The sequence below is a fragment of the Streptococcus cristatus genome (assembly GCF_963529205.1).
In the GTDB taxonomy this organism is placed as follows: domain Bacteria; phylum Bacillota; class Bacilli; order Lactobacillales; family Streptococcaceae; genus Streptococcus; species Streptococcus cristatus_O.
In genome coordinates this window covers 48,363-73,277 of the sequence record NZ_CAURYF010000003.1, presented here as the reverse complement: position 1 = coordinate 73,277, position 24,915 = coordinate 48,363, and the positions used below count along the sequence as shown (strand labels likewise).

General features: G+C 41.9%; 24 protein-coding genes and 2 pseudogenes. 3 read left to right on the top strand and 23 right to left on the bottom strand.

Annotated elements, in window-relative coordinates:
• Positions 1-3: 3 nt before the first annotated feature.
• The 10 genes and pseudogenes from RWS39_RS01525 to RWS39_RS01480 all read right to left on the bottom strand — a co-directional run bounded on the left by RWS39_RS01525 (position 4) and on the right by RWS39_RS01480 (position 9,156).
• A pseudogene (locus RWS39_RS01525) lies at positions 4-767 on the bottom strand (nuclear transport factor 2 family protein).
• A 3-nt stretch (positions 768-770) separates the two neighbouring features.
• Positions 771-1,208 (bottom strand): annotated as a pseudogene (locus RWS39_RS01520) (MarR family winged helix-turn-helix transcriptional regulator).
• 190 nt (positions 1,209-1,398) lie between these two features.
• Complete coding sequence (locus RWS39_RS01515) at positions 1,399-2,178, bottom strand: L-threonylcarbamoyladenylate synthase (RefSeq protein WP_005590290.1); 780 nt, start codon at positions 2,176-2,178, stop codon at positions 1,399-1,401.
• Positions 2,179-2,277: 99 nt separating this feature from the next.
• The gene (gene leuD / locus RWS39_RS01510; RefSeq protein WP_005590289.1) at positions 2,278-2,868 is read right to left on the bottom strand and encodes a 3-isopropylmalate dehydratase small subunit; all 591 of its coding nucleotides are present in this window, start codon (positions 2,866-2,868) and stop codon (positions 2,278-2,280) included.
• Positions 2,869-2,877: 9 nt separating this feature from the next.
• A complete protein-coding gene (gene leuC, locus RWS39_RS01505; protein WP_314479693.1) occupies positions 2,878-4,260 on the bottom strand; it encodes a 3-isopropylmalate dehydratase large subunit in 1,383 nt (460 codons plus the stop codon).
• A gap of 1 nt (position 4,261) precedes the next feature.
• A complete protein-coding gene (locus RWS39_RS01500; protein ID WP_314479690.1) occupies positions 4,262-4,528 on the bottom strand; it encodes a DUF1294 domain-containing protein in 267 nt (88 codons plus the stop codon).
• On the bottom strand, positions 4,525-5,562 hold the full coding sequence (leuB, locus tag RWS39_RS01495) for a 3-isopropylmalate dehydrogenase (protein ID WP_314479688.1): 1,038 nt from the start codon (positions 5,560-5,562) through the stop codon (positions 4,525-4,527). Before leuB ends, RWS39_RS01500 begins: the two co-directional genes overlap by 4 nt.
• Positions 5,563-5,574: 12 nt before the next feature.
• A complete protein-coding gene (locus tag RWS39_RS01490) occupies positions 5,575-7,140 on the bottom strand; it encodes a 2-isopropylmalate synthase (RefSeq protein ID WP_314479687.1) in 1,566 nt (521 codons plus the stop codon).
• 573 nt (positions 7,141-7,713) lie between these two features.
• Positions 7,714-8,715, bottom strand: a complete 1,002-nt coding sequence (locus tag RWS39_RS01485; RefSeq protein WP_314479735.1) for a hypothetical protein — start codon at positions 8,713-8,715, stop codon at positions 7,714-7,716.
• A 204-nt stretch (positions 8,716-8,919) separates the two neighbouring features.
• A complete protein-coding gene (locus RWS39_RS01480; RefSeq protein WP_314479686.1) occupies positions 8,920-9,156 on the bottom strand; it encodes a hypothetical protein in 237 nt (78 codons plus the stop codon).
• Positions 9,157-9,700: 544 nt separating this feature from the next.
• Here RWS39_RS01480 and RWS39_RS01475 point away from each other — a divergent pair.
• Positions 9,701-9,847 (top strand): hypothetical protein, encoded by a 147-nt coding sequence (locus tag RWS39_RS01475; RefSeq protein ID WP_314479684.1) that lies wholly within the window; start codon positions 9,701-9,703, stop codon positions 9,845-9,847.
• A gap of 179 nt (positions 9,848-10,026) precedes the next feature.
• On the opposite strand, the gene RWS39_RS01470 is transcribed toward RWS39_RS01475, so the two are convergent.
• The 4 genes from RWS39_RS01470 to udk all read right to left on the bottom strand — a co-directional run bounded on the left by RWS39_RS01470 (position 10,027) and on the right by udk (position 12,871).
• Positions 10,027-10,692 (bottom strand): DUF443 domain-containing protein, encoded by a 666-nt coding sequence (locus tag RWS39_RS01470; protein ID WP_314479681.1) that lies wholly within the window; start codon positions 10,690-10,692, stop codon positions 10,027-10,029.
• A gap of 73 nt (positions 10,693-10,765) precedes the next feature.
• A complete protein-coding gene (locus tag RWS39_RS01465) occupies positions 10,766-11,467 on the bottom strand; it encodes a hypothetical protein (protein ID WP_314479678.1) in 702 nt (233 codons plus the stop codon).
• A gap of 59 nt (positions 11,468-11,526) precedes the next feature.
• Positions 11,527-12,195 (bottom strand): YoaK family protein, encoded by a 669-nt coding sequence (locus RWS39_RS01460; protein ID WP_005590272.1) that lies wholly within the window; start codon positions 12,193-12,195, stop codon positions 11,527-11,529.
• Positions 12,196-12,235: 40 nt separating this feature from the next.
• A complete protein-coding gene (udk, locus tag RWS39_RS01455; protein ID WP_185758389.1) occupies positions 12,236-12,871 on the bottom strand; it encodes a uridine kinase in 636 nt (211 codons plus the stop codon).
• A 104-nt stretch (positions 12,872-12,975) separates the two neighbouring features.
• Here udk and RWS39_RS01450 point away from each other — a divergent pair, with 104 nt between their 5' ends.
• Together RWS39_RS01450 and RWS39_RS01445 are read left to right on the top strand one after the other, a co-directional pair.
• Positions 12,976-13,956: a Gfo/Idh/MocA family protein gene (locus RWS39_RS01450; RefSeq protein WP_314479674.1), complete on the top strand. Its 981-nt coding sequence runs from the start codon at positions 12,976-12,978 to the stop codon at positions 13,954-13,956.
• Positions 13,949-15,037 (top strand): DEAD/DEAH box helicase, encoded by a 1,089-nt coding sequence (locus RWS39_RS01445; RefSeq protein ID WP_314479732.1) that lies wholly within the window; start codon positions 13,949-13,951, stop codon positions 15,035-15,037. The genes RWS39_RS01450 and RWS39_RS01445 overlap by 8 nt, the downstream gene beginning before the upstream one ends.
• An 82-nt stretch (positions 15,038-15,119) precedes the next feature.
• Here the strand turns inward: RWS39_RS01445 and RWS39_RS01440 are convergent, their stop codons facing one another.
• The 9 genes from RWS39_RS01440 to pstB (RWS39_RS01400) form a co-directional block, all read right to left on the bottom strand.
• On the bottom strand, positions 15,120-16,517 hold the full coding sequence (locus tag RWS39_RS01440) for a polysaccharide deacetylase family protein (RefSeq protein WP_314479671.1): 1,398 nt from the start codon (positions 16,515-16,517) through the stop codon (positions 15,120-15,122).
• 88 nt (positions 16,518-16,605) lie between these two features.
• Positions 16,606-16,992 carry a lactoylglutathione lyase gene (gene gloA, locus RWS39_RS01435; protein ID WP_314479668.1) on the bottom strand — a complete coding sequence of 129 codons (387 nt, stop codon included), beginning with the start codon at positions 16,990-16,992 and terminating at the stop codon, positions 16,606-16,608.
• A gap of 74 nt (positions 16,993-17,066) precedes the next feature.
• A complete protein-coding gene (locus RWS39_RS01430; protein WP_314479666.1) occupies positions 17,067-18,446 on the bottom strand; it encodes a sensor histidine kinase in 1,380 nt (459 codons plus the stop codon).
• On the bottom strand, positions 18,436-19,110 hold the full coding sequence (locus RWS39_RS01425; protein ID WP_061909067.1) for a response regulator transcription factor: 675 nt from the start codon (positions 19,108-19,110) through the stop codon (positions 18,436-18,438). The genes RWS39_RS01430 and RWS39_RS01425 overlap by 11 nt, the downstream gene beginning before the upstream one ends.
• A 120-nt stretch (positions 19,111-19,230) precedes the next feature.
• Complete coding sequence (locus tag RWS39_RS01420; RefSeq protein WP_314479661.1) at positions 19,231-19,668, bottom strand: hypothetical protein; 438 nt, start codon at positions 19,666-19,668, stop codon at positions 19,231-19,233.
• A gap of 219 nt (positions 19,669-19,887) precedes the next feature.
• Positions 19,888-22,431 carry a M1 family metallopeptidase gene (locus RWS39_RS01415; RefSeq protein ID WP_314479659.1) on the bottom strand — a complete coding sequence of 848 codons (2,544 nt, stop codon included), beginning with the start codon at positions 22,429-22,431 and terminating at the stop codon, positions 19,888-19,890.
• A 224-nt stretch (positions 22,432-22,655) separates the two neighbouring features.
• Complete coding sequence (gene phoU, locus RWS39_RS01410; protein ID WP_061422891.1) at positions 22,656-23,309, bottom strand: phosphate signaling complex protein PhoU; 654 nt, start codon at positions 23,307-23,309, stop codon at positions 22,656-22,658.
• Positions 23,310-23,320: 11 nt separating this feature from the next.
• On the bottom strand, positions 23,321-24,079 hold the full coding sequence (gene pstB / locus RWS39_RS01405; protein WP_045497249.1) for a phosphate ABC transporter ATP-binding protein PstB: 759 nt from the start codon (positions 24,077-24,079) through the stop codon (positions 23,321-23,323).
• A gap of 27 nt (positions 24,080-24,106) precedes the next feature.
• Positions 24,107-24,910: a phosphate ABC transporter ATP-binding protein PstB gene (pstB, locus tag RWS39_RS01400; RefSeq protein WP_045497247.1), complete on the bottom strand. Its 804-nt coding sequence runs from the start codon at positions 24,908-24,910 to the stop codon at positions 24,107-24,109.
• Between the last annotated feature and the right edge of the window lie 5 nt (positions 24,911-24,915).

Below are 24,915 nucleotides of genomic sequence, written 5' to 3'. Positions count from 1 at the left end.
AATTTAAAACTTCCCACGATTCGTCAAGTCTTCTACCTTAGGCATGACTTCTTTGTTGTCCCAATGCTCAACAATTAATCCATTCTCTAAACGGAAGATGTCATACTGGGCATAAGCCACCCCATCGATCTGAGTCTGCCCATAGCTGACCACATAATTTCCTTGTCCCAAAAGTTGGAAAACAAAGTCAAAAGTAAGCCCATTCTCTGAAACATAGTCTTTATAAGCCTGACTTCCTTGGCCAATCTCATGATTATGCTGAATAAAATCTTCTGCCACATAATCACTCCACTGCTCTAGTTCGCCGTTTTGAAAGATTTCTGGCAGGAAACGACGAACGGTTTTTTATTTGCTACTGTCTTGTCCAAATCCGTGATTTCAAAATCTCCAAAGATCTGGTCTAACTGTCCATTTTCTGGAGCGCGATAGTAGTCAATCACATCCCAATGCTCCACGATACGGCCATTCTCATCAGAACGGAAAGTATCCGTCGTCACCCATTGAGCTTCCCCGCCATTGAGATATTGGTGAACATGGACGAAGACTAGATTGCCGTCTTCAATGGTGCGAACAATCTTCATCTCACGCTCGGGATGGCGCTCAAAGAAATTTGCAAAGAAAGCCGCAAAACCTTCTTTCCCATCTGGCACACCTGTCGAGTGTTGAATGTAGGTATCCCCTACAGACTGAGCTTGAGCCTCGGCAACACGCCCATCTTGAATGGCATGAATATATAGATTTCGTGCATTTTCAACTTGTTTTGACATGATTTATGCCTCATTTTCTTTTAGATTTGCTAAGATACGTTCCTGATAACTTTCAAACTGGCGAATTTCTTCCTCAGAGAAGCCTTTATAAAAAATAGCATCCAGTTTTTGACTGACACGATGGCCAACTTCTTTCTGCGACCAACCCCGCTCTGTCAACTTGACATATTTTTTTCGCTTGTCTAAACCACACTGACTAAAGGTCACCAAACCCCGTTCTTACAACTTTTTCAGCATAGTTGTCAGCGTATTATTTGCCAGTCCTGTCGCCAGAGCAATATCTGTCGCCGTCGCACACCCTGTTTCACTATTCCATAAAACAGTGAGAATCTTGCCCTGTTCACTCCGATAAAGAGCTTCAGGCTCCTGGCCCAGTAACTTTTGAAAAATCCGCCCATTCAACAAACGAATATGATAGGCTACCAAATGACTGTCTTTCATACTTCCTCTAATTTATTTCTATATCGAATTGATTTTTTATTTATTGTAACATTTGTTGTTTCATCTATCAAGAATTTTGTTCTATTTGGAAATAACTTTAAACTGAATAAAGATTTTAAACTCAAAGTTTCGAACTAAAAAGCTCAGTGTAAAGAGGAAATCCCCCTCTTACACTGAGCTTCTTTTTATCTTAGTAATATTCGCCCTGACGGTAATCCCATGAGTTAAAGGTATCAGATAGGTGCATCATGATTTTGTCGATGTCCAAGCCTTTGCGGATGACCACTGGTGCTGGTGAGATGGAACGTTGGCCACCTTGTTCTGGAATCAGTTTTCCATCCTTGTCCACCATAGAGACCATAACACCTTGCTCATAGCGAGTTTCGATAGTCTTGTCTGGCTGGATAGAAGCTACATAATCATCTGCTTCAATGACTAAGTCAACAGCATTTTCGATGCGCTCGCCAATTCCTTCGACCTTGCCGCGGTTTCCTTTACCGGATGGGTTGGCTGAGGAAGCATAGACCATCTTACCTTCTTCCCAAAGCTTAGCTGCCAGCTGCTCGCCCGCCTTACCAAACTTAATAACAAAACAGCTAGTGCCACGAACATCTGTCATCAACTCTTCCCGACCGTCGCCATAGGCTTTGAGCTTTTCAAAAGCTTCCGGCTTCCATGGAAGGATACAGCCCAAGAGGATGTCTTCATCCCAATGCTTTTGGTAAAAAGCTTCAATTTCCGGATTGAGTTGTGCTAAAGCGCGAAGCTCATCCATACTGCCACAGAGGACAACACCTGGCTTATTACGGTTACGTGCCTTAGCTTCGAACTTACGCTCCAAGCCAGCTTTATCGCTGGTCATGATGATGTAACCCACCTTGGTCGGGCAAACGATGCAGCCGCCATCGCCTTTCAAGATGTCATAGCCTTCTTGTGAAAGAGTTCCGTTCCATTGAATGTGTTTTGTCATAAGTTTCTTCCTTTTCTATTAAATTAAGATTTATTTTACCATATATTTTTATTGGAAACAAGATTTTTTCAGAATTTTCTCAATATAGCAAAAATAAGGTTACTGCCAATAAGATGGACGATTTTTTTCATATTCTGCAATCAAATCCTCATACTGGAGTGTAATGCCGATGTCATCCAGACCGTTGAGGAGCTTGTGCTTCCATTCACCATCAATGTCAAAGGAGAATTCTCCCACCGGTGAAAAAATCTTCTGCTGCTCCAAATCCACCGTCACTTCATCCGTCGGTTTCAGATTCGCCAAGGCTTGCCGCACTTCTAGCGGCTGGACAATTGGTAGCATACCGTTATTAAGCTCATTGTTGTAGTGAATATCCCCGAAAGATCCAGCAATGACTACCTTGAAGCCATAGTCAGCCAAGGCCCAGGCAGCGTGCTCCCGAGAGGAACCCGCCCCGAAATTATCTCCTGAAATCAGAATAGTTGCCTTGCGGTACTCCGGTCTATTAAAGACGAAATCAGGATCTTCAGTATATCGATTGTCCAGATAACGCCAAGCATACATGAGATACTTGCCAAAACCTTTTTTATCAATCAACTTGAGAAACTGCTTGGGCAAAATTTGGTCCGTATCGATATTATCGTTCATGAGGGGCACTGTTGTCCCCGTGTAGATTGTAAATTTTTCCATAAACCTTCCTTACTGGACCTCCGGTAGTTGGCGGACGTCTACGAAGTGCCCGGCGATGGCTGCCGCTGCGGCCATTGCCGGACTGCAAAGATGGGTTTTAGCTCCAAATCCCTGCCGATCCTCAAAGTTCCGATTGCTAGTCGAAGCACAGTGAACTCCGTCTGGCACCTTGTCTGGATTCATTCCCAGGCACATGGAACAGCCCGGATCGCGCCACTCAAAGCCTGCATCCATGAAAATTTTATCCAGTCCCATCTTTTCAGCAGCCCGCTTGACCGGACGAGAGCCTGGTACGACGATAGCAGTCAGATTGGGAGCGATATGCTTGCCAGCGACAAACTTAGCCGCCAGCTGCAAATCGCTGAGTCTGGCATTGGTGCAGGAACCTATAAAGATATACCCTAGGTCAATATCTTCTGCTTTCTTACCTGGGGAGAGGTCCATGTAATTGTAAGCCCGCTCGTCGTTCATGTCACGGATTTCAGGGAAAGCTGCGCCGAACTCTACTCCCATAGAAGGATTGGTTCCCCAAGTCACCATAGGTGCCAACTGGGAAACATCCATCTCAATGACCTTATCATAGACAGCGTCGGGATCACTGACCAGAGTCTTCCAATCAGCCACTGCCGCCTCAAAGTCCTTAGGTGCTCCCGGCCGTCCTTGAACGTAATCATAGGTCTTCTGGTCAGGATTCATAATGCCCATCTTGGAGCCAAACTCAATGGACATATTACAGATGGTCATGCGCTCTTCCATGGTCAAATGATCAATGGCATCACCGGCATACTCGACCACATAGCCAACACCCGCAGCCACACCATATCGGGCAATCAGAGCGAGGATAAAGTCTTTGGAATAGACACCTTTAGGTGGCACCCCGCTAAATTTGACCAGCATTTTCTTGGGCTTGACTTGCCAAATGGTCTGCGTGGCAAAGACGTGCTCTACCTCTGAAGTACCGATTCCAAAAGCGATAGCTCCAAAAGCTCCGTGAGTGGCCGTGTGACTGTCACCGCAGACAATGAATTTGCCCGGCTGAGTCTTGCCCGTTTCGGGTCCAACCATATGGACAATCCCTTGCAGTTCCGATCCGTGAGCCGCATGCTCGATGCCAAAATCCTTGACATTTTCAGAAAGTTTATCAATCTGAGCCTTGGAAATCACATCCCGAATATCATAAATATTGACCGTAGGAACATTATGATCAAAGGTACCAAATGTCAAGTCCGGTCGTCTAACTTTGCGACCCGCATCTCGAAGGCCTTGAAAAGCCTGAGGGCTGGTTACTTCATGAATATAATGCTGATCCACATACATAAGCTGGGGCTGGCCTTCTTCACCTGTTATCAGATGTCTTTCCCACAGCTTATCAAAAATCGATTTTCCAGCCATACTAGCTTCTCCATATGTAATATAAAATTCCGATTTCCACTATTATTCCGCCAATCCAAGCCAACCAGAAATACCATTTTCTGGTCTTGTGATGAAAGAAGCGACCGCCTAATAAAGCGCCCAAACCTCCGGCTGCCAATGCTGACAAGAGCAAGGTCTTCTCCGGAATGCGGTAGTGATTTTTCTTAGCCTTACGCTTATCCCAACCATAAAGGAGGAAAACGACAAGGTTCCATAGCAGGCAAATACCCGTTAATATCCATTTCATAGGTTCTTAATAATTGCCTCCGTCATTTGAACTGTCCCTGCCTGACCGCCAAGATCTCGGGTTAAAATACCCTGAGCCAAAGTCTTCTCAACCGCTGCTTCAATCGCCTCTGCAGCTTCAAGCTCTGCAAAACTATCCCGTAACATCATGGCCACAGAAAGGATCATGCTGATAGGATTGGCAATGCCTTGCCCTGCAATATCTGGAGCAGAACCATGAATAGGCTCGTAAAGGCTCGGTCCAGCAGCCGAATGACTGGCCGATGGCATAACTCCCAGCGTTCCTGACAAGACGCTGGACTCGTCGGATAGAATATCTCCGAAGAGATTTTCTGTTACTACAACATCAAACTTAGCAGGATTGGTAATCATGAGCATAGCAGCGCTGTCCACCAGTTGGTGCTCCAAGGTCACATCTGGATAATCCTTGGCCACCTCATCTGCTACTCTACGCCAGAGTTTGGATGTCGCTAGTACGTTTTGCTTGTCAATACTGGTCACGCGCTTTCTGCGACCACGCGCAATGTCAAAGGCCTTACGGACAATTCGTTCCACCTCTTCATAGCTGTAGTCGTTGATATCACGCGCGGTTCTGTCCTCCAAAATATGCTCACCAAAGTAAATTCCACCAGTCAGCTCACGTACGACCACGAAGTCCACACCAGCAATTCTTTCAGCTTTCAAAGGCGACAAATGCTTAAGTGCATCGAAGATCTTAACTGGACGGATATTGGCATAAAGTTCAAGCTCCTTGCGCAGAGCGAGCAAGCCTTGCTCCGGCCGAACTGGGGCATTATCGTACTGGGGACTGCCGATAGCTGCTAGGAGAATAGCATCCGCCTCCTTGGCCGCTTCTAAAGTTGACAGAGGCAGAGGATGACCTTCCGCATCAATACCAGCACCCCCAAAAGCTTTCTCTGTGACATGATAAGTAAAGCCGAACTTGTCCGCAACAGCAGCCAGTACTTGGAGACCACCCTCCATGATTTCTGGGCCGATACCATCACCCGCCAGAGCTACAATTTCTTTTGTCATAGTCGCTTCCTTCTAATTATTTGCAGGCAGATCACGGTAGGATACCTGATGACCGATTTCACCCGCATTTTCCTTTTGCACAAAGGTGTTGGCATGGATATAGGCAATGGCGCTGGCCTTAAGAACATCAAAGTCAATACCAGAGGAGTTGAAAATCGTATCTGTGTCGGTGTTTTCAACAGCTACCAAAACACGAGCCTGAGAGTCAATTCCGTCTGTCACGGCTTCAATGTTATAGGCCAAAAGTTGAACAGATTGGTTAAAGAATTGGTCAATAGCATTAAAGATAGCTTCGACACTTCCCTTGCCTTCTGCCACACAGTTGACTGTCTCGCCGTCGCCATTAACCAGCTGCACATCTGCTGTGATGGTATGATCGTCATTGGTCGTCAGCTGCAGATCATTAAAGTGGAAGCCTTCTGGATTTTCAACTGTCGTTCCAGCAATCAGAGCCCGAATGTCAGCGTCCGTGACTTCGTTTTTCTTATCCGCCAAGACCTTAAACTTAGCAAAGAGCTCATTAATTTCAGATTCTTCAAAGTCCAGAGACAGTTCTTTGAGCTTTTCAACAAAGGCGTGGCGACCAGACAGCTTGCCAAGCGGCAGTGAATTGCTCTTGACTCCAACCAGCTCTGGTGTGATGATTTCATAGGTCAGTGGATTCTTAAGAACGCCATCCTGATGGATACCAGATTCATGAGAAAAGGCATTGCCACCAACAACCGCCTTGTTCTTAGGTACTGGAATACCTGAGAAGCGGGACACCAACTCTGAAGTGTTGATGGTTTCATTAAGGATAATATCTGTTTCAACTTGATAATAGTCCTTGCGAATTTCCAAAGCAACCGCTACTTCTTCTAGCGCAGCATTACCAGCACGCTCGCCAATACCGTTGATAGTACCTTCCACCCGCCTAGCTCCGTACTTGACTGCTGACAGGCTGTTGGCTACTGCCATTCCCAAATCATCGTGACAGTGAGGACTATAGATAATCTCACGATCTGTTTGGACATTGTCAATCAGATGCTTGAAGATATTGCCAAATTCTTCTGGCGTAGTAAAGCCGACTGTATCTGGAATGTTAATGTAGCTCGCACCCGCATCAACTGCTGTCTGGACAACTTGGAGCAGAAAGTCCAGCTCGGTACGTGTCGCGTCCTCAGGTGAAAACTCGACAATCTCAAACTTAGAACGAGCATAAGAAACATGCTCTTTAATGGCTGCTAAAATCTCTTCCTTGGACTTTTTCAGCTTGAACTCTCTATGGATGGGACTGGTCGCAATAAAGACGTGAATCTGCGGATGTTTGGCATCCTTGAGTGCCTCGTAGCAAGCATCGATGTCAGACTTAACCGAACGCGCCAAGCCAGTGACAGAAGCTTTTGTAATGACTTTGGCAATCGCCTGCACCGCCGCAAATGAATCTGGACTAGCAGCTGGGAAACCAGCTTCAATAGCAGAAATCCCCCATTTTTCTAGTTGCTTAGCAATGGCAACCTTTTCCTTAATAGAAAAGTTCACTCCTGGTGTCTGCTCACCATCCCGAAGACTGGTATCTAGAAACTCAACTTTTTGCATAGACTTTCCTCTTTCTTTATCGTTTAAAACAGCTATAAAAATCAATGAGAGATACAACTATGAAATGAACTTTTAGTTCGCTTTTCTCAGTATATCCTAGCAAAGATTTTGTGAAGAATAAAATAAAAACATCTCGCTGGAAGCCAAGCGAGATGTTGATTTACTCCCGCTTGGTAAGCCAAACAGGACTAATGCTTTCGCACTAGCCCGAGTAACGCAACAACAAAGCAAAGTTTGAAAATTGAGTTGACTTCATGTTTGACTGACTCCTTTTGAAATGTTATTGATTAGTATTTTAGCACAGTATCATTCAGCTGTCAACAGATAATTCGATATTTTCTGAAAATTTTTAATATACTGGATTATTTTGTGGTCTTATTACTATAAATGCGAGAAAGAAAAAGAAGCAGGCCAGCTTCTTCTTATAGTATTATATTGATTATAAAGTTAAACTTTAGCTAACCAGTCATTCTTATCCTTTAGAAGGGAATCATACGCGGCAAATCTGCCAGCCTTGTACCATTTCTGATCCCCATGCTTTCCAAATCAACTTTTCCATCTTTGATTTCTATATTACTTTTCTTTTTCTAATACTTTTAAATATTTAGTTTTTTTAAATTGCCCAGACAGGAGCAAGAGCAAGAAACAATACCATGTCACAATCGTCAAAAATAAAAGTAGGAAACTGCCAAATAGAAGATATAACCACGAAAAAACAGCTGAAATCAAGGCAAAGAGTAAAATGAGAGCATAGGTTTTAAGACCGTTGGATTTTTGGATGGCAAAATAGTCTCTGGGCATCTCATAAGGCACTACTTCAACTACTGATTTCTCCCTTCTATTTTTAAACTGGTAAAGAGCCAGTAAAAGCATGAAAATGAAGGAAAAAAGTAAAGGGAACAAACCTCGTACAGTCAGATTTTCAGTTAACACATGTAGGCCATAAGAAAAACCAGCACCTGGTAGAAAAATCATTGGAAAAGGCACACTTTTCCCTACAAAAAGCTCATTTCTCTTAATATCATAAAACACAGTTTTTTTTATATTTCCTTGATCTGCTCCAAATTCGATAAAATCAGACAACTTCCTAGTAACTACCAATGCTAACTTTGGTTCTTCATGCAGCTCATCTTCAATGACCTCCAACTGACCAAAAGCGTCCAGTTTCCACGAATCTTCCTTAGGCAGATGTGGTATTTTCCCTTCAAGATGTTCTTGAATAAATTGCTGGAATTGACAGTTCTTCCGCTTACTTCCAATCAACTTCAGTGTTACTTTTTGACCGCTGCCATTTGGGGTCAACGCTTCCCCTACAATAAATAAAGGCCATTCATAATTCCCACGATAAGCGTGTCTATTCTTGCCGAAGTAAAATGTAACCGAAGAAAGAGGAAAGCGATAGTATTTAAAATTTCGGAAAACAAGCAAGTATTGACCATCAAGCTGAATTTTTCCCATGAAAGCAAAGGCCATCCAACCTACTGTGAGCAATAAAGAAACTGATACTAAGAAATAGAAAAGATTTGCTGACCGATTTTCTTCTAGAAAGATATTAAAAAAACTGGTCACCACCATTAAACTAAATAAACTAAGCAATCCTAGTGCTGATCTTTTATAGATAACAATCGATGGCTTTTTTCTCAATTCGCATCCTCCTCTACTCACAATTTTACTCATTAAAGTCCTCCAAGAGTTACAGCGCCTCTGATAATTCAACTTTGAATCGAAAAGGCCTATAACGTTTTTTTGAGTAAAAAAACTTATTAAATTCTGTCTGGTTTAGTATAACCTATTTACTCTTTCCCTATGGTTTCCGAGTATTTCACTTTCAAATATACCAGTTTTTTCAATACCAGTCATCAGAAATCTTAAAACGTAAACAGTTATCGGAACTAAAATATAAGACCAATAATTAGGAGGTTTCACCTCTTCTAATAATGTTTTATTTTCAAAATCAAAATGGTAACACTTATCCTTATAAGCACCTAAATTAACCAACTTTGCTTTATTTTTCAACAATATTCTCCTTGGTAATCAGCTTATTCCATTATATATTTGATTCAAATAATTGCTGGCGATTATAAATCGTGATAATCATTTTTTAATACATTATCACCTATACTAAACTTTTCCAATTTCCTACCAGACTAGTCTAATAGCAATTTCATCTTTATTATCATAAAGAGAATAGTGATTTTTACTTTCTCTTTATTAAGCTGGACAACATTACCTATTGGTAATAACTTAAGTATTAGATATCTCCTCGGATAATTTCTTTAACATCAAAAATCTTTTGATTGGTCGAACCTTAAATGTTAAAAAATAGGAAACTGGGAAAAAAAGACTAAATAGGATATAGTTATACAAGTTTGCTTCTTGAAGATAGGTCAATAAAAATTGAAATGTCATTACAGAGAAAACGATACCTGTCAATGAGAGGAACAACAAGTTATTCTTGCACTTCTTAATAAAGTCAGACCAACCAAAATAATTACTAGGGTTAAAACTTATCAATTCTTGATCATGTTTGAGTTTCAGAGCCCATTCTGCTAAAAGAACAATGGTGAATATCATGCTTATAAGCAAACCATATTTTACAAAAGAATTTGAGAAAGTAAGAAAACCGATGGAAGATAGTAAGTTGGTTAGCACCAGTCCAGAAGCTAAAACTGCCCATTTAATGTCCCATACCTTATCTGGTTTATAAGAGTAAGAATAGAGTTTCCCTGATTCAAAATGATAGAAAATATCTTATTCTTGAAAATTTCCAAGAAATAACAATTTTTTAAATGTAGTCACTTTGGTCTCCCGTATTATTGAATATTTTACTTATTCAGAATTTTATTTTTACTAGCACTGCAGCTAACAACTAGAAAGTAAATACCTTTATTTTATGGCACTATCTTTCTCATCTCTTTCTATTGTATACTGACAGTTCTCACTATAGCTTAGATCACCTGCTAACAGCGTAGACATTAGTAATATAAGACTATGAAACATCAGAAAGACTAAAGTCCCCCAATTTAAAATGAAAAAGCTAAACAAAAGGATTAGGAAGTTAAGAATCAGAACGCCCTTAAACTGCTTTTTCATCCAAGGAGCCAATTTAGCTAATCTTATTTTTCCCTTCTCTTTTTTGTAAAGACTAAAATCAAATTTTTTTGCTAAAGACCGAGATGATAAAAAATGGATAAGATTTGCAAGTATTACTGCTAGTATAAAAGCAAGAAACCAATAAATCCATCTTTCAGTAAATGAAAAGCGAGGTGAATTAAGGTATGCATGTAAGCTGTCACTAGTTCGCATCCGCCCTGCCCATACTGAAACAGCTAAAAATATCGGTGCTGGAATTAGAAGGGTCTCCAACCAATGTTTTTTACGCATTCGGATTTCCCAAAACTGCGCTTCTGTCAATCGGTAAAGTGTTCGATTGCTAAACCAATTCAGATAAGGGAAAAAATAACCGCCTAATGTCGGTAGCTTATCCAATAGAAAGTATTCCTCACCATCCTCCAATAAAATATAACGAAAATTTACATGATGCGCTCGCATATTAACCTCCTCGTGATAAGCATAAGAAACAAACCTTGTTTAAATCAAACCTGTTCGAGATTTTCCTTATCTTCTACATTTTATCCTTCAAAAGAGAATGGATTTCATTTATCTCCTCTGCTTTCTGTTTAAACACCACTTCCCCTTGTTCATACTTCCGCACGGCTAACAACCAGCGGATGGGGTTGTTTTGGAAAAGAGAAATCACAACCACAGCTGGAAGCACCCCTGCCACTGGTGAAAATAATAATGAAAGATCAAACCACTCATGTTCATAATAAGGAATAAGCATTCCTGGTATTCCAAATAGACTTACAATTCCTGAACAAAACAGAAGAACCAAGATAATAAACAAGAAAAAGAAAATTTTACCTAATGTTGCTTTCTTGTCGGAAAATCCTTCCCAAATTAAACTGCTATTCACTGCAGCTTTAAATTGTTCCTCGTTTGCCAAAACTGTGGATCGAACATTTTTATACAAGGCCTTTTCCAACATATAAGTACTGCCAACAAAAACTAAAAATATGGCTAGTAAAATGATTGGAATCATCCTCTCGTTTAATCTAAATGGACTAGTAAAAGAAAAAATCGCAACTCCAGTACCTCCACCAAATAATGCAAAAAGCAAAATCAAAGGAATAATGGCTCTATTCGACCTTCTTGCCCCTTCTGTATTTAAGAGGGCACTTTTGTTTGCCATTAAGGCCTCTTTTGTTCGCGTGTTATAGTAAACAGCCTCATTGCCGCTCTGTCCAATAAAAATTATTTTTCTCATTTCTCTTCTTTTTTAATAATTTACAACTAAGGCTTCTTCATTCCTTAGCAGCTTCGTCTTTATCTTCGTACATACTGAACCAAGCGGAACATCATGAAAGCAAATAGAATTCCTGCAACGATCCAAATGGTTCGTAAGGCGTAAAATTGGAGCAGGTAGGTAGAAATAATGGCTCCGATGACAAAACTTCCTAACAAAGCAACAAAGAAAATGCCCTCTTTCAAGTATGGTTTTTCCTGCGTTCGCACAAAATTTCCAAAAGCCACCATCGTTTTCTTGATATTTCCTGTCATAAAGGAATTATTATAGACTATGCCATCTACTTCGCCAAAAGCTGTCGCAACGACTCCCATACAGAAAGCAATCGGAGGAACGATCAGCATATTTGGAACGGTACTTGGCATAAAACCTACCAGAGTACAGATGAGCACCATTGGTGAGATACTACTTACTCGCCATATAGACTGCTCAAAAAAGGGACGGAAAACAGTTATTAGAAAAATCCCCAGCATAAAGGCTAGCATGGTAGCTAGTTTGACTTCAATCTCTCCAGTCTTGTGATGAATCAGTTCAACGGACAAAAAGACGACGTTTCCTGTCTGGCCCGCAACCAATGTACCCCCGCGCTCCATGAAAGTGTAAGCATCCACGAAACCTGCGCAGAAGGTCAGCAAACAAGCAAAAAACTTTGATCGAGAATGGAATTCCCTTTTGACGAACTTTCTCATAATTTACCCAAAAAGTCCAGTGTAACACCAGACTTCCTTTCTATCCTTCTCTAGCTTCCTCCAAAATCTTTTCAATCTTGGTGGTAATCAAATCAATCGCAACTTTATTAGAAGCGCCCTCTGGAATGATAACATCCGCATAGCGCTTGGTCGGCTCGATAAACTGATGGTACATAGGCTTTACGACACCCAGATACTGCTCGATGACGCTATCCAAACTGCGTCCACGCTCCTCCATGTCCCGCTTAATCCGACGAATAATCCGCACATCATCATCAGTGTCGACGAAAATCTTGATGTCCATCAAATCGCGGAGGCGTTGGTCTTCCAAGACCAGAATACCCTCTACAATGAAGACATCCTGCGGTTCTTGACGATAGGTTTTATTACTGCGCGTGTGCTCCGTATAGTCATAGGTCGGGATGTCTACTGGACGGCCAGCCAAAAGCTCCTTGATCTGCTCAATCATGAGGTCAGTATCAAAAGCAAAAGGATGGTCATAGTTGGTCTTAACCCGCTCCTCAAAGGTCAAATGCGACTGATCCTTGTAATAAGAATCATGCTCAATCATGGAAATCTTTTCGTTTGGAAAATTATCTAGAATCGCCCGAGAAACACTGGTTTTTCCCCCACCAGAGCCACCTGTAACACCGATAATAATAGGTCTGTTTTGCATTGTTTTCTCCATTACTTGTTATCTTATCTATTTTACCTCAATTCATGATATAATGAAAGGGTGAATCAAGAAAAATTCAGGAAAATCATTTTAAAGGAGAAAGTATGTTACGACTCGGTATCATCGGTACAGGAACCATTTCCCACAAGTTTATCAAAGCAGCTCAACTAAGTGGTGAGTATGAGTTTACAGCTGTTTACTCGCGAACCTTGAATGCCGCGGAGTGTTTTGCACAAGCTTATAAAAACGTCGCACTCTACACCGATATGATTGAATTCTTATCTGCCGACCTAGATGTGGTTTACATCGCCAGTCCCAATAGCCTCCACTTCAACCATGCCAAGGTAGCCATTTTGGCTCGAAAACATGTCATTGTTGAAAAGCCGGCTGTATCAAGGCCTGAAGAATGGCAAGAATTGGTCAAGCTGGCAACTGAACATCAGGTTTATATCTTTGAGGCAGCTAGAAACTACCACGAAGCAGCTTTTGCAGTCATTCAGGACTTCCTAAAAGACAAGAAAATCTGGGGAGCCAATTTTACTTATGCTAAATACTCCTCAAAGATGGGAGCCCTGCTGAGTGGACAGGAGCCCAATGTTTTTTCTGCTAAATTTTCAGGCGGTGCTCTGATGGATTTGGGAGTTTATACGCTTTATGCTGCTGTCCGACTCTTTGGTGCTCCACAAAGCGTCTGCTATACAGCTCAACAACTGCCAAATAGCGTTGACCTCAACGGTTCAGGCAGTCTGATTTATCCTGATTTTCAGGTTCGTATTCAAGCTGGAAAAAATATTCATAGCCAGCTGCCAGCTGAAATCTATACGGACCAAGGCACTCTGACCTTAGATGGTATCGAGTTCATCCGCTCTGCCATTTTCCAAAAGCTCAATGGAGAGACGGAAAATCTAACTATCCGCCAAGCAGACCACCAAATGCTGGAAGAGGCTCATGCTTTTGCTCGTGTGCTTAAAGGCGACCGGAAAGAGCTTTATAGCGACTACCTGCAGGCTGCTACTGCTGTGCATGAGTGTCTGTTTGCTATGAGAAAAGATGCTGGTATTAGATTTGAGGTTGACCATGATTAAAGAAACATTTCCAACAGTCTGGCAGAAACAGCTAAATCAGCTCGGTTTTTCTGAACTAACTGCCATCCAAGAAAAAATATTCCAGCCTATTTCTCAGGGAGAAACGGTGCTAGGCATCAGTCCAACCGGTACGGGCAAGACATTGGCCTATCTCTTTCCTAGCTTATTGAGATTGAAGCCTAAAAAAGCGCAGCAGCTTTTGATTTTAGCTCCAAATACAGAGCTGGCGGGACAGATTTTTGATGTTTGTAAATCTTGGGCGGAGCCCTTGGACTTGAGCAGTCAACTCCTCCTCTCTGGTAATAGCCAGAAAAGGCAGATTGAGCGGCTCAAGAAAGGGCCTGAGATACTGATTGGTACACCTGGTCGGATTCTTGAGCTCATTAAGCTCAAGAAAATCAAGATGATGAATGTTGATACTATTATCCTAGATGAATTTGACCAGCTTCTCAGTGATTCCCAGTATGCGTTTGTTGATAAGATTTTGCATTATGCACCGCGGGACCACCAGCTGATTTACATGAGTGCTACTGCTAAGTTCGATCAAGATAAGATTGCCGAAAATACTCTGCGCATCAGCATTGACGACCAGACTTTGGACAATATCCAGCACTTCTATATGCAGGTGGAGAAACGTGATAAGGTTGAACTCTTGCGCAAACTATCCAATGTAGAAGAATTTCGTGGACTAGTTTTTTTCAACAACTTGTCAGATTTGGGCAGCGCCGAAGAAAAGCTTCAGTACCGAGGAGCTAGTGTGGTCTCTCTAGCCAGCGATGTCAATGTAAAATTCCGCAAGGTCATTCTTGAGAAATTTAAAGATTACGATATCACACTCTTGCTGGCGACTGACATAGTTGCACGTGGCATTGATATTGATTCTCTAGAGTGCGTGGTCAACTACGAAGTGCCGCGCGATTTGGAAACCTACACCCACCGTTCTGGCCGAACAGGTCGCATGGGCAAGGAAGGCTATGTCATCACCTTCATCAGCCACCCAGAAGAATTAAAAGCTCTCAAAAAATATGCCTCTGTTCGAGAAATCATCTTGAAAAAACAAGAACTGTATGTGTGTCCTTAAGCAAGAATTACGGTCATCAATATTTTTATTTGATGGTAGCAAATCAAAAAGCATTGGAAATATTAAATTTCCAATGCTTTTTTTAATTTCTGCTGTAATAAATCTGATGTGGTTGAAGTTGATTTTCTAATAGTTCATCAACTGTCACCAGAGTATAGCCGCTATTCTTCAGATAGTCAAGAACGCTTGGCAGGGCATCAATGGTCGTCTGATGGATATCGTGCATGAGAATAATAGATCCCGGTTGGGTTTTCACGATCTCCTGCATAATAGCCTTTGTATTGCGTGTTTTCCAATCGAGACTGTCCACGCTCCACATGATAAAGGACTGATCGACAGCATTTTGAACCGTAGGGTTGATGGCTCCATAAGGCGGTCTTGTAATCATAGGCCGAATACCAGTCGCCTTATAAATGGCTTCCTGAGTATCTAGGATTTCTTTTTTGACTTGATTTACAGGCAGCTTGGTCAAATCTGGATGGCTCCAAGTATGGATGCCAAGCTGATGGCCTTCATCAAGGACACGTTTAGCCAGTTCTGGATTGGCCGCAACGTTTTGTCCCACCATAAAGAAGGTCGCTTTAGCATTGTAGCGTTTCAGAATTTCCAAGGCCTGAGGAGTCGTTTTACTGTCGGGACCGTCATCAAAGGTCAGGGCAACCATTTTCTCATGCCGCTTGGTTTCATACTGCTGGTAAGCTTCCAAATCAGCCCCCTGCAAATATTCCGGACGGATTAGGTCATAAAAACTAGACAGAGGCACTGTCACGCTCGACACACCGGTGATTTCTTTGGGCAGACGAATGGAAAATAAACTATCCTCGTAATGAAAGTTCCACTGGCTCAACTCTATTTCTCGGAGAGCATTTAAGGCTGCTGTTTGCTGACTTTCCTCCACCTGCCTAAAGGTTAGCTGACTGGTCAACTCCTTCAGAAAAATTTCTTTGGCAGCTTCTGGATTTTGAAACAACTTGTCCAAAGTGACCGCTGCACCTTCTTGATTGATATAAGTCGAGGCTACTTCTCTTGCCTCCTCAGACTTGATGTCTCTTTTTGAGATGCTGTAATCTTTTCTCTGGATGATCACTTCTTTGATATTGGCCAGACTAGTAGACTTCTCCTCTGTATAGAAAAAGGTCAAAGCCGTCAAGTTTTCCTTCTGCTTTTTGTCATCAGAAATGCTCTGACTGTTCTGCAACATTTTATCTTTGACACTTTGAAGCGGCTGCCCATTCATAAGAGGATAAAAAGCTGCCACATAATGGCTGCCAATCCTACCAGCCTGCTTTTCGGCATTGTCAGCATGTCTTTGCTCTTCCTTGGCAATCACTTCTGTAATCTTTTTCTGGAATTCCTGCTCCTGAAACATTTCATAGATTCGTAGTCCGCCAAAAATAAGAAGTCCTAAAAGAAGCAGATTCAGAAGACTGAGAACCAGTCTGTATTTTCGTCTACGCTTCCTTTTATGTTGTCTTTTCATTTATTATCCCCTAAGCTATTGTCATAAAATGATTCTAATGTTAAAAAACTTGTATCTTACAAGTGCTAAAATACAAGTTTAATTATTTTTAAAGACTATTTTCTCGAATCACTTCGACCTTGTAGCCATCAGGGTCTTTAACGAAGTAATAATTTGGTGGGTTCCCAGGCAGACCCTTTGGATCTGTCACTTCATAGCCTTTATCCTTGTGCTCAGCGTGCAAGCCTTCCAAATCAGGCGTGCTAAGAGCAATATGAGCAAAGCCATCACCGATTACATAAGGTCCGTGGTCATAATTATAGGTCAGTTCGAGCTCATAATCATCGCCATCCAAACCAAGATAAACAATGGTAAAAGCATGCTCTGGAAAGTCCTTGCGACGCAATTCCTTAAAACCAAACGCATCTTCATAAAAGGCAATCGAAGCCTCTAAATTTTCCACTCGTAAACAAGTATGCAACATTTTTGATGTCATAGTTGTACCTCTCTCATTTCTTTCTTTTATTATACCGCAAAAGCAGTCAAATTTGAAATAATATGAAAAATTTTTCAGCTTTTGCTGATTCGTTTTCTAATATCTGACCTAAGAGGAACTTTGATTTCAAAAATGGTTCCACGCGGTTTGTTGTCTTTGACTGTGATGGTTCCTTTTAAGGCGTCTACAATTTGTTTTGCCAAGGATAGACCTAATCCAAAACCACCCTTTTGCCGAGTCCGTGCCTTATCCACCCGATAAAAACGATCGAAAACCTTTTTCTTATCATCGCCCGCAATTCCTGGACCATTGTCAGAAATACGCAAGGTCAAGCTCCGATCATTGGCGGAGGCTACAAAGTAGATCTCTCCATCTTCCTCTGTGTATTTGATGGCATTATCAAAAAGGATGGTCATAACCTGCTTAAGCAAGACCTTGTCTGTCGTGATTGATTTTGAAACCAGATTTTTAAAATCAAAGATCTTGTCGCTTTCCTCCGCAATAATAGCATAGTTAGAAAAAGCTGTCGTGAAGAAGTCTGGCGTGACTTCACCGTATTCTGGCTTGATGCCGTCATCTCGCCTTGCTAGATTGAGTAAGTTGGTCGTCAATAGACGCATATTTCGTACTTCCTCTAAACTAGACGCGATACTCCCACTAGACTCCATAATCGTAGCTTCAGGCTTACGGAAGAGAGATTCCAAGCGATTTTGCAGCACAGCTAGAGGCGTCCGCAATTCGTGGCTAGCATTTTCGACAAAGGACTTCTGCTTTTGCATGCTGTCCAAGAGAGGCTTGACACTCATCCGCGCTAGATAGATACTGGCAATCAAGGAAATACCCCAGAAGCTAATCATGACAATCGCAATCAGCTTTTCATGCTTTTCGCTAGTCTGCTCCAGCTGGCTGATACTGGTCATGACAACCGCGTATTTGACATTTTCAATTTCATCATCTGGATCAATGTCAAACATATAGGCCCGATAACTCTCGACCTGTCCGTAGCTATTGGTCAGCTGAATTTGCTTGATTTGATTAAGAAATCGTTTGTTAAATTTAATCGCATCAAAGTTTAAAAAGCTATTTTTTGCCGATACATTCTGATAATCATCATTCAAAAGAATAGCTGAGGTATTGGCGCTAACATTTACCCTACCCGGTTCCTCAATCTTGATATCATGAGCTTGGACAGACTCTGAATCTCTGTGCTCTGAATCCTTGTTCTCTGGCTCTTGGTATTGCCGCCCCGTCGTCCGATAGGCTAGATTGGCTACCCAGGCGGGATTTTGACTGAGACTTTTGAGATTATCATCAACGGTCGTGTAAAGGCTAGAGCGCATGACTTGGATAATAATGAGCGTCATGGCCGAGAAAATCAGGGTGAATACACCAAAATAGCGAATGAAATAAGAAAAATCATCCGCATATAAGGCTTTTTTGAGTTTATTCAGCATTCTTTAAAATGTAACCGACACTGCGAAGGGTTTGAAGATTATTCGCAAAAGCCGTTCCTTTCAATTTTTTCCGAATCTTAGATACATAGACTTCCACCACAGAAATGGTCGTATCGCTGTCAAAGCCCCACAAACGATCGAAGATCTGAGTCTTGGGCAAAATGACATTTTGATTCTGAAGGAAGTAGACCAACAGATCAAACTCTTTCCCCAATAGCTCAACTTCTTTTCCATCTACCAAGGTCGAATTGGTCGAAAGATTGACTGTCACATCACCATAGGATAGGGTATTTTCATTAAACTTACCAGAGCGTTTGAGCAAGGCCTGAATCCGCATTTTAAGCTCTTCTAGATAAAAAGGCTTAGTCAGGTAATCATCAGCACCGAGTTCAAAACCATGGCCTTTATCATCGATACTTTCCTTGGCAGTCATGATGAGGACAGGAGTGGTTACCCCTTTTTCACGCAATTCTTTGAGCACTTGGAAGCCATCCTTTTCAGGAAGCATCAAGTCTAGCAAAATCAGGTCATACACGCCACTTTCTGCCTCGTATAAGCCTTCTTCGCCATCAAAGACCTGCATAACATCTGCAAAATCATCTAAAAAATCAAATACTGAGTTTGACAGACCGAGGTCATCCTCCACTAATAGAATCTTAATCATCCTGTTCCTCCCTTTTTAGAAAAAGCTTATGTTCTTTAGTTTAAATAGAGACATGGTAGACACTTCTCATGCTATCTTAACCTATCTTTTTCTATTATATCATGACTTATCGAAAATGCTTTAAGAATTTGTTGTTTTCGAGTTATTTTCGACTATTTCACTGTTCTTATCATCTTTTGTTGTGCCGTCAGCGTTTGATGGCTTCTTTTTTGATTGATTTCCTTCTTGTGGTCCTCCTGGATGGCCATTTCCTTGTGGTGGCTGACCTCCACCTCCGGGACCGCCTTGACCGTTTTGTCCACCCATCTGCGGTGGCATGCCTTTTTCATTTCCCTGTCCCTGACCTTGAGGGGCTTGTCCGCCTTGCCCTGGCATCTTACCATCTTGATTGTTTTGCTGAGGCATAGTGGCTTGCACTGAGTTCTGTTGCGAGCTTTTCTGTGTCAAGGCACCAATTCCATAGCCACCAATTGCTCCGACAGCTAAGGATGCACTAGCTACTGCTGTCATCCACCATTTGGTACTCTTTTTAACTACAATCATTTTTTCCATATCCATTTTAAAGTTTTCCTCTTTCTACATTTTATATTTTCATGGATTTTAACATGATGAAGTAATATAATGCTTGAATACACAAGCCCACATCCCTTCACACGCTAGGATTATTATAGGGTGGCTTGCTTAAACGGGACTGAATTTTTTCTTAAAGAAGACTGAAACTATGGGATTCTAAACGACAAAAAAGACCAGATATTATAATCTGATCTTTTCATTAGGCTAAACTGATGCCTTGATTGCATTCTCAACCGCTGCTTTTTCACGGGCAATCAAGTCAACACGCGCTGCGATTTCCTTAATTCCCATGCTGATGTTACGGCTGATAGCCATATCGTCCAACTGTGGCTCAAAGAAGGCCTTGTATTCTGCTAGCCTTTCTACTGTTTTGAAGGCATTAGCTGGATAAATAACAAATTTATCAAAGCTCATGTCGCCACCCAGAGCCGCCTTAATCCAATCCCAATTCTCACGCGCCCAAGTCCAAGCAGTAGCTTGAGTGAACTGATGATTTAAGAGAGGGAAATACCAACTCATAGCTAAATCTTGTGGTTTTACAATATCTTTGTTCTTCAAAGATTCCAAGATACGAGCAAGCGTTTCCGCATCCTTAGTATAAGCCAAAGCAGATGCCAATTGGCGTTTAAAGCTACCATCAACTGTTGAAACATAATCATTCAAGTATTGGTCAGCCAATTCTTTGCTCTCATCATGCTTGATTTGATTGATGAGAATATGCAAGCGAATGGCCGCAGGCAATTTCTCCAAGTTCTTTTGATGAGCAGCAAAAATACGCCTTGCTTCTTGACTTGCTGCTTGATCATCAGCTTCAATCAGACCACCTACGACAATCTGACGAACCAGCTCATCTTCATCATTTTCGCCTTCTTTTGCTTCAAAGCCTAGACGATCAAAGTTGAATTTGCTGAGCTTAACCACCAATTCATGATAAGCTTTCTCGCACTCGCTTCCTTCGTCCACAAACAGCTTAAGACCATTCAAAACGGCTTTAACTCCTGAAACAACCAAATAAGAGGTTTCTTCTGTTAGTTTTTCAATAACTGGAACCAAATCGGCAAATGAAATGCTGCCTGCTTCAGCCAAGAGACGACGCTCTTGCACTACTTGAAGCTTGCTGGTGCTATCCAAGTCTGTAATGGTATCTAAAATCTGCTCAAGCAAGACACCTTGATAGTCCGTGATATAGTGGGCCGTATTTTCCGTATTGAAGCGCAAAGCGCCTTGGTTTTGAGCAGCCAAGGCAGAATAATTTGGAATTTCCAGCGTCTCTGTCTCCAGCGTATCTGGTAAACCTTTCCAGTTGCTATTTAAAGGCAAGACCCAAGTGCGTTTCTTATCTTCGTACTCTCCGATAAAGAATTGTTTTTGAGAGAGTTTGAGCGTATCGTTTTCTACTGTAGCTGTCAAAACAGGGTAGCCTGGTTGTTCCAGCCAAGAATCCATAAAGGCTGCTACATCACGACCAGAAGCAGCTCCTAAGGCATTCCAAAGGTCACGACCGATAGTATTTCCATACTGGTGTTTAGCAAAGTAAGCGTTCAATCCTTTAGCAAAGGCCTCATCACCCAACCAACGACGAAGCATGTGCATAAGGCGGCTTCCCTTGGCGTAAACGATAGCCGGATCAAATAAAGTATTGATTTCGTCGGGGTGCTTCACTTCCACATGGACAGACTGAACTCCGTCTGTCGCATCCCGCTTAAGTGCCAAAGGAACACCTGTGGTTTGGAAATTCTCAAAGATATTCCAGCTTGGTTCAATCGCATTGACACAGACATATTCCATCATGTTGGCAAAGCTTTCATTGAGCCAAAGGTCATCCCACCACTTCATAGTGACCAAGTTACCAAACCATTGGTGAGCCAACTCATGAGCGATAACAAGTGCCACATCTTGACGGCTGGATACAGTAGAATTTTCATCTACCAAGAGGTAAATTTCGCGATAGGTCACCAGACCCCAGTTTTCCATAGCACCAGATGAAAAGTCTGGCAAGGCAACATGCAGTGACTGAGGAATCGGATAGTTGACACCGTAATATTCTTCGTAAAATTCAATAGAGCGAACCGCAATGTCCAAAGCAAATTCTAAGTTGCTAGCTGGGTGAGCCTTAGTTGCATAAACACCAACCAAAGTACCGTTTTTAGTTTTAGCAGTAATACCTTGCATATCACCAGCAGCAAAGGCCAAAAGATAGGAAGACATGCGAGGTGTTCTTTCAAACTTCCAAATGCTAGTCGCTTTCCGGTTTTCAACGTCGATTTCAGGCATGTTAGACAAGGCAAGTTCACCTTCTGCTTGGTCAAATTTCAAGGCCAGATCAAAAGTTGCCTTAGCTTCTGGCTCATCCACGCTAGGAAAGGCTTCACGAGCAAAATGGCTCTCAAACTGCGTAGAAATGATCTCTTTTTTCACTCCATCTACTGTATAGTAAGATGGGTAAATCCCTGTCATATTATCTGTAATCTTACCTGTATAGGTCAAGGTTACTTCCACAGGGCCTGCTGCTTCCAACTCAACATAAAGAGCTTCATTGTCATTATCAAGAGTGAAGGGACGAGCTTGTCCATCTACTTCTACGGCCTCAATCGTCAAATCCTTTTGGTGCAAGGAAATTTTCTCAGCTTTAGCTTCACCGGTAATGGTAACTTTCCCTGAGAAAGTCTTATCCGCACGATTTAAATCCAAAAAGAGATCATAGTGCTCTGGAACAAAAGTATCAATAAAATGTGCAACTGCTTGCATGTTTTTCTCCTCATCTAATTGAAGGGGCTGGTATTAAACCAACCTCCATTCAAAATTCATCTCTTACTATTCTACCATATTTAGTGACTTTATACTCATTCCAACTGACCCAAAATTGATTTTTGACTTCAAACATAAAGTAATCATTTTAAAGCCATCCTGTCATTAGCTTTTCTTCTCCTCAAAACAAAAAAGACAAGCTTAGCCTGTCTCTTTAACATATATTATAATTCAATAATTTTACCCGTTTCAAAGTAAACGACCCATTCGCAGATGTTTTTGGCATAATCGCCGATACGTTCCAAGAAAGAAATAACCTGGAAATAATCACGGCCTGTAACGATGGCTTCAGGATTTTTCTTGATTTCTTCCGTAGCCAGATCACGAATGCTATCAAAATAATGGTTGATTTTTTCATCCATGGCTGCTACTTCATAGGCTTGATCTACAGAACCATTCAGGTAGAGATCAAGGGCAGCTTCAACGAAATTTTTCACATCGCGACCCATCTTTTTAATTTCTTCCTCGACAGCTGGAATACGCTGCTCGCCCTTCATACGAATAGCTGCTTTTGCAATGGATACCGCATGGTCTCCCATACGCTCTAAGTCTGAAACAGCCTTGAGAACAGTCAAGACAGTGCGAAGGTCTTGAGAAACAGGTTGTTGGAGGGCAATCATTTCAAATGATTTCTTTTCCAATTTCACTTCATATTCATTTACTTCTGCATCATCTTCGATGACTTCCTTTGCCAAGTCACGGTCATGCGTGACAAAAGCACGCACCGTGCGGTTGATTTGTGAGAGCACTTCTTGTCCCATTGCATAGAACTGATTGTGCAATTTCTCCAAATCTTCTTCAAATTGTGATCGTAACATCATTCAACTCCTTATCCAAATTTTCCTGTAATATAATCTTCTGTTTCCTTATTTTGTGGGTTGAGGAACATCTCCTTAGTATCATTAAACTCCATCAAATCACCACCTAAGAAGAAGCCTGTTTTATCCGAAAGCCGAGAAGCCTGCTGCATGGAGCGCGTCACCAAGAGCATGGTATAGGTGTCCTTAAGTCCATAGAGAGTTTCCTCAATTTTACCCGCAGAGATTGGATCTAGCGCTGACGTTGGCTCATCCAAGAGGATAATTTTCGGACTGGTAGCCAAAACGCGTGCTACACAAATCCGCTGCTGTTGACCACCAGAGAGACCAATAGCGGAATCATGTAAACGGTCTTTCACTTCATCCCAGATAGAAGCCCCAATCAAGGATCGCTCTACCGCTTCATCTAAAACCTGTTTATCCTTGACACCGTTGATGCGCAGTCCATAGACAACATTTTCATAAATGGTCATTGGGAAGGGATTAGGCTGCTGGAAAACCATGCCAATCTCTTTGCGCAACTCCACCGTATCTGTCCGAGGGCTGTAGATATTGTGGCCGTTATAGATGACTGTGCCTGTCGTAGTGACTTCAGGATTCAAATCTCCCATGCGGTTGATAGCCTTAAGCAAGGTAGATTTCCCTGAACCGGACGGTCCAATCAAGGCAGTGATTTCATTAGGCATAAAGTCCAAGGAGACACTATTGAGTGCTTTCTTTTTATTATAATAAACCGACAAGTCCTTGACTTGCAAAATAGGTTCTGTCATAAGTTCATTCCTTTAGTTTCTTCACCTCTAACCAAAATGACCAGAAACATAGTCATTGGTCGACTGCAGTTTGGCATTTTGGAAGATATTGGCAGTCTTGTCGTACTCAATCAAATCTCCCAGATAAAAGAAGCCGGTGTAGTCACTGGCCCGGGCAGCCTGCTGCATATTGTGAGTTACGATGATGATCGTATAGTCCTTTTTGAGCTCAAACATGGTTTCTTCTAGCTGCATGGTCGCAATCGGATCCAGCGCAGAAGCCGGCTCGTCCATAAGCAAGATATCTGGCTTGACCGAAATAGCTCGGGCAATACAGAGCCGTTGCTGCTGGCCGCCTGACAAGGTCAAGGCTGATTTATGAAGATCATCCTTTACTTGGTCCCAAAGCGCGGCTTGCTTGAGCGAAGTTTCAACAAGCTCATCCAAAATCTTTTTATCTTTTACACCAGCACGTTCATGGGCAAAGGTAATGTTGCGATAAATAGACTTGGCAAATGGATTGGGCCGTTGAAAAACCATGCCGATGTGCTTACGCATCTCGTAAACGTTGATATCAGACCGATTGACGTCTATTCCTTGGTAAAGAATTTGCCCTGTTACTTTGGCAATATCAATCGTATCATTCATACGGTTGAGACTACGGAGATAGGTCGATTTCCCTGAGCCAGACGGTCCAATCAGAGCTGTGATTTTATTCTTTTCAAACTGCATATCAATACCCTTGATGGATTCCTTTTTACCGTAGTAAACATGCAAATCCTTGGTCGAAAGGGCTACCTTTTCTTCAGGAAAAGTAATGATATGTTTTTCATTCCAATTATATTCTGTCATTGCTT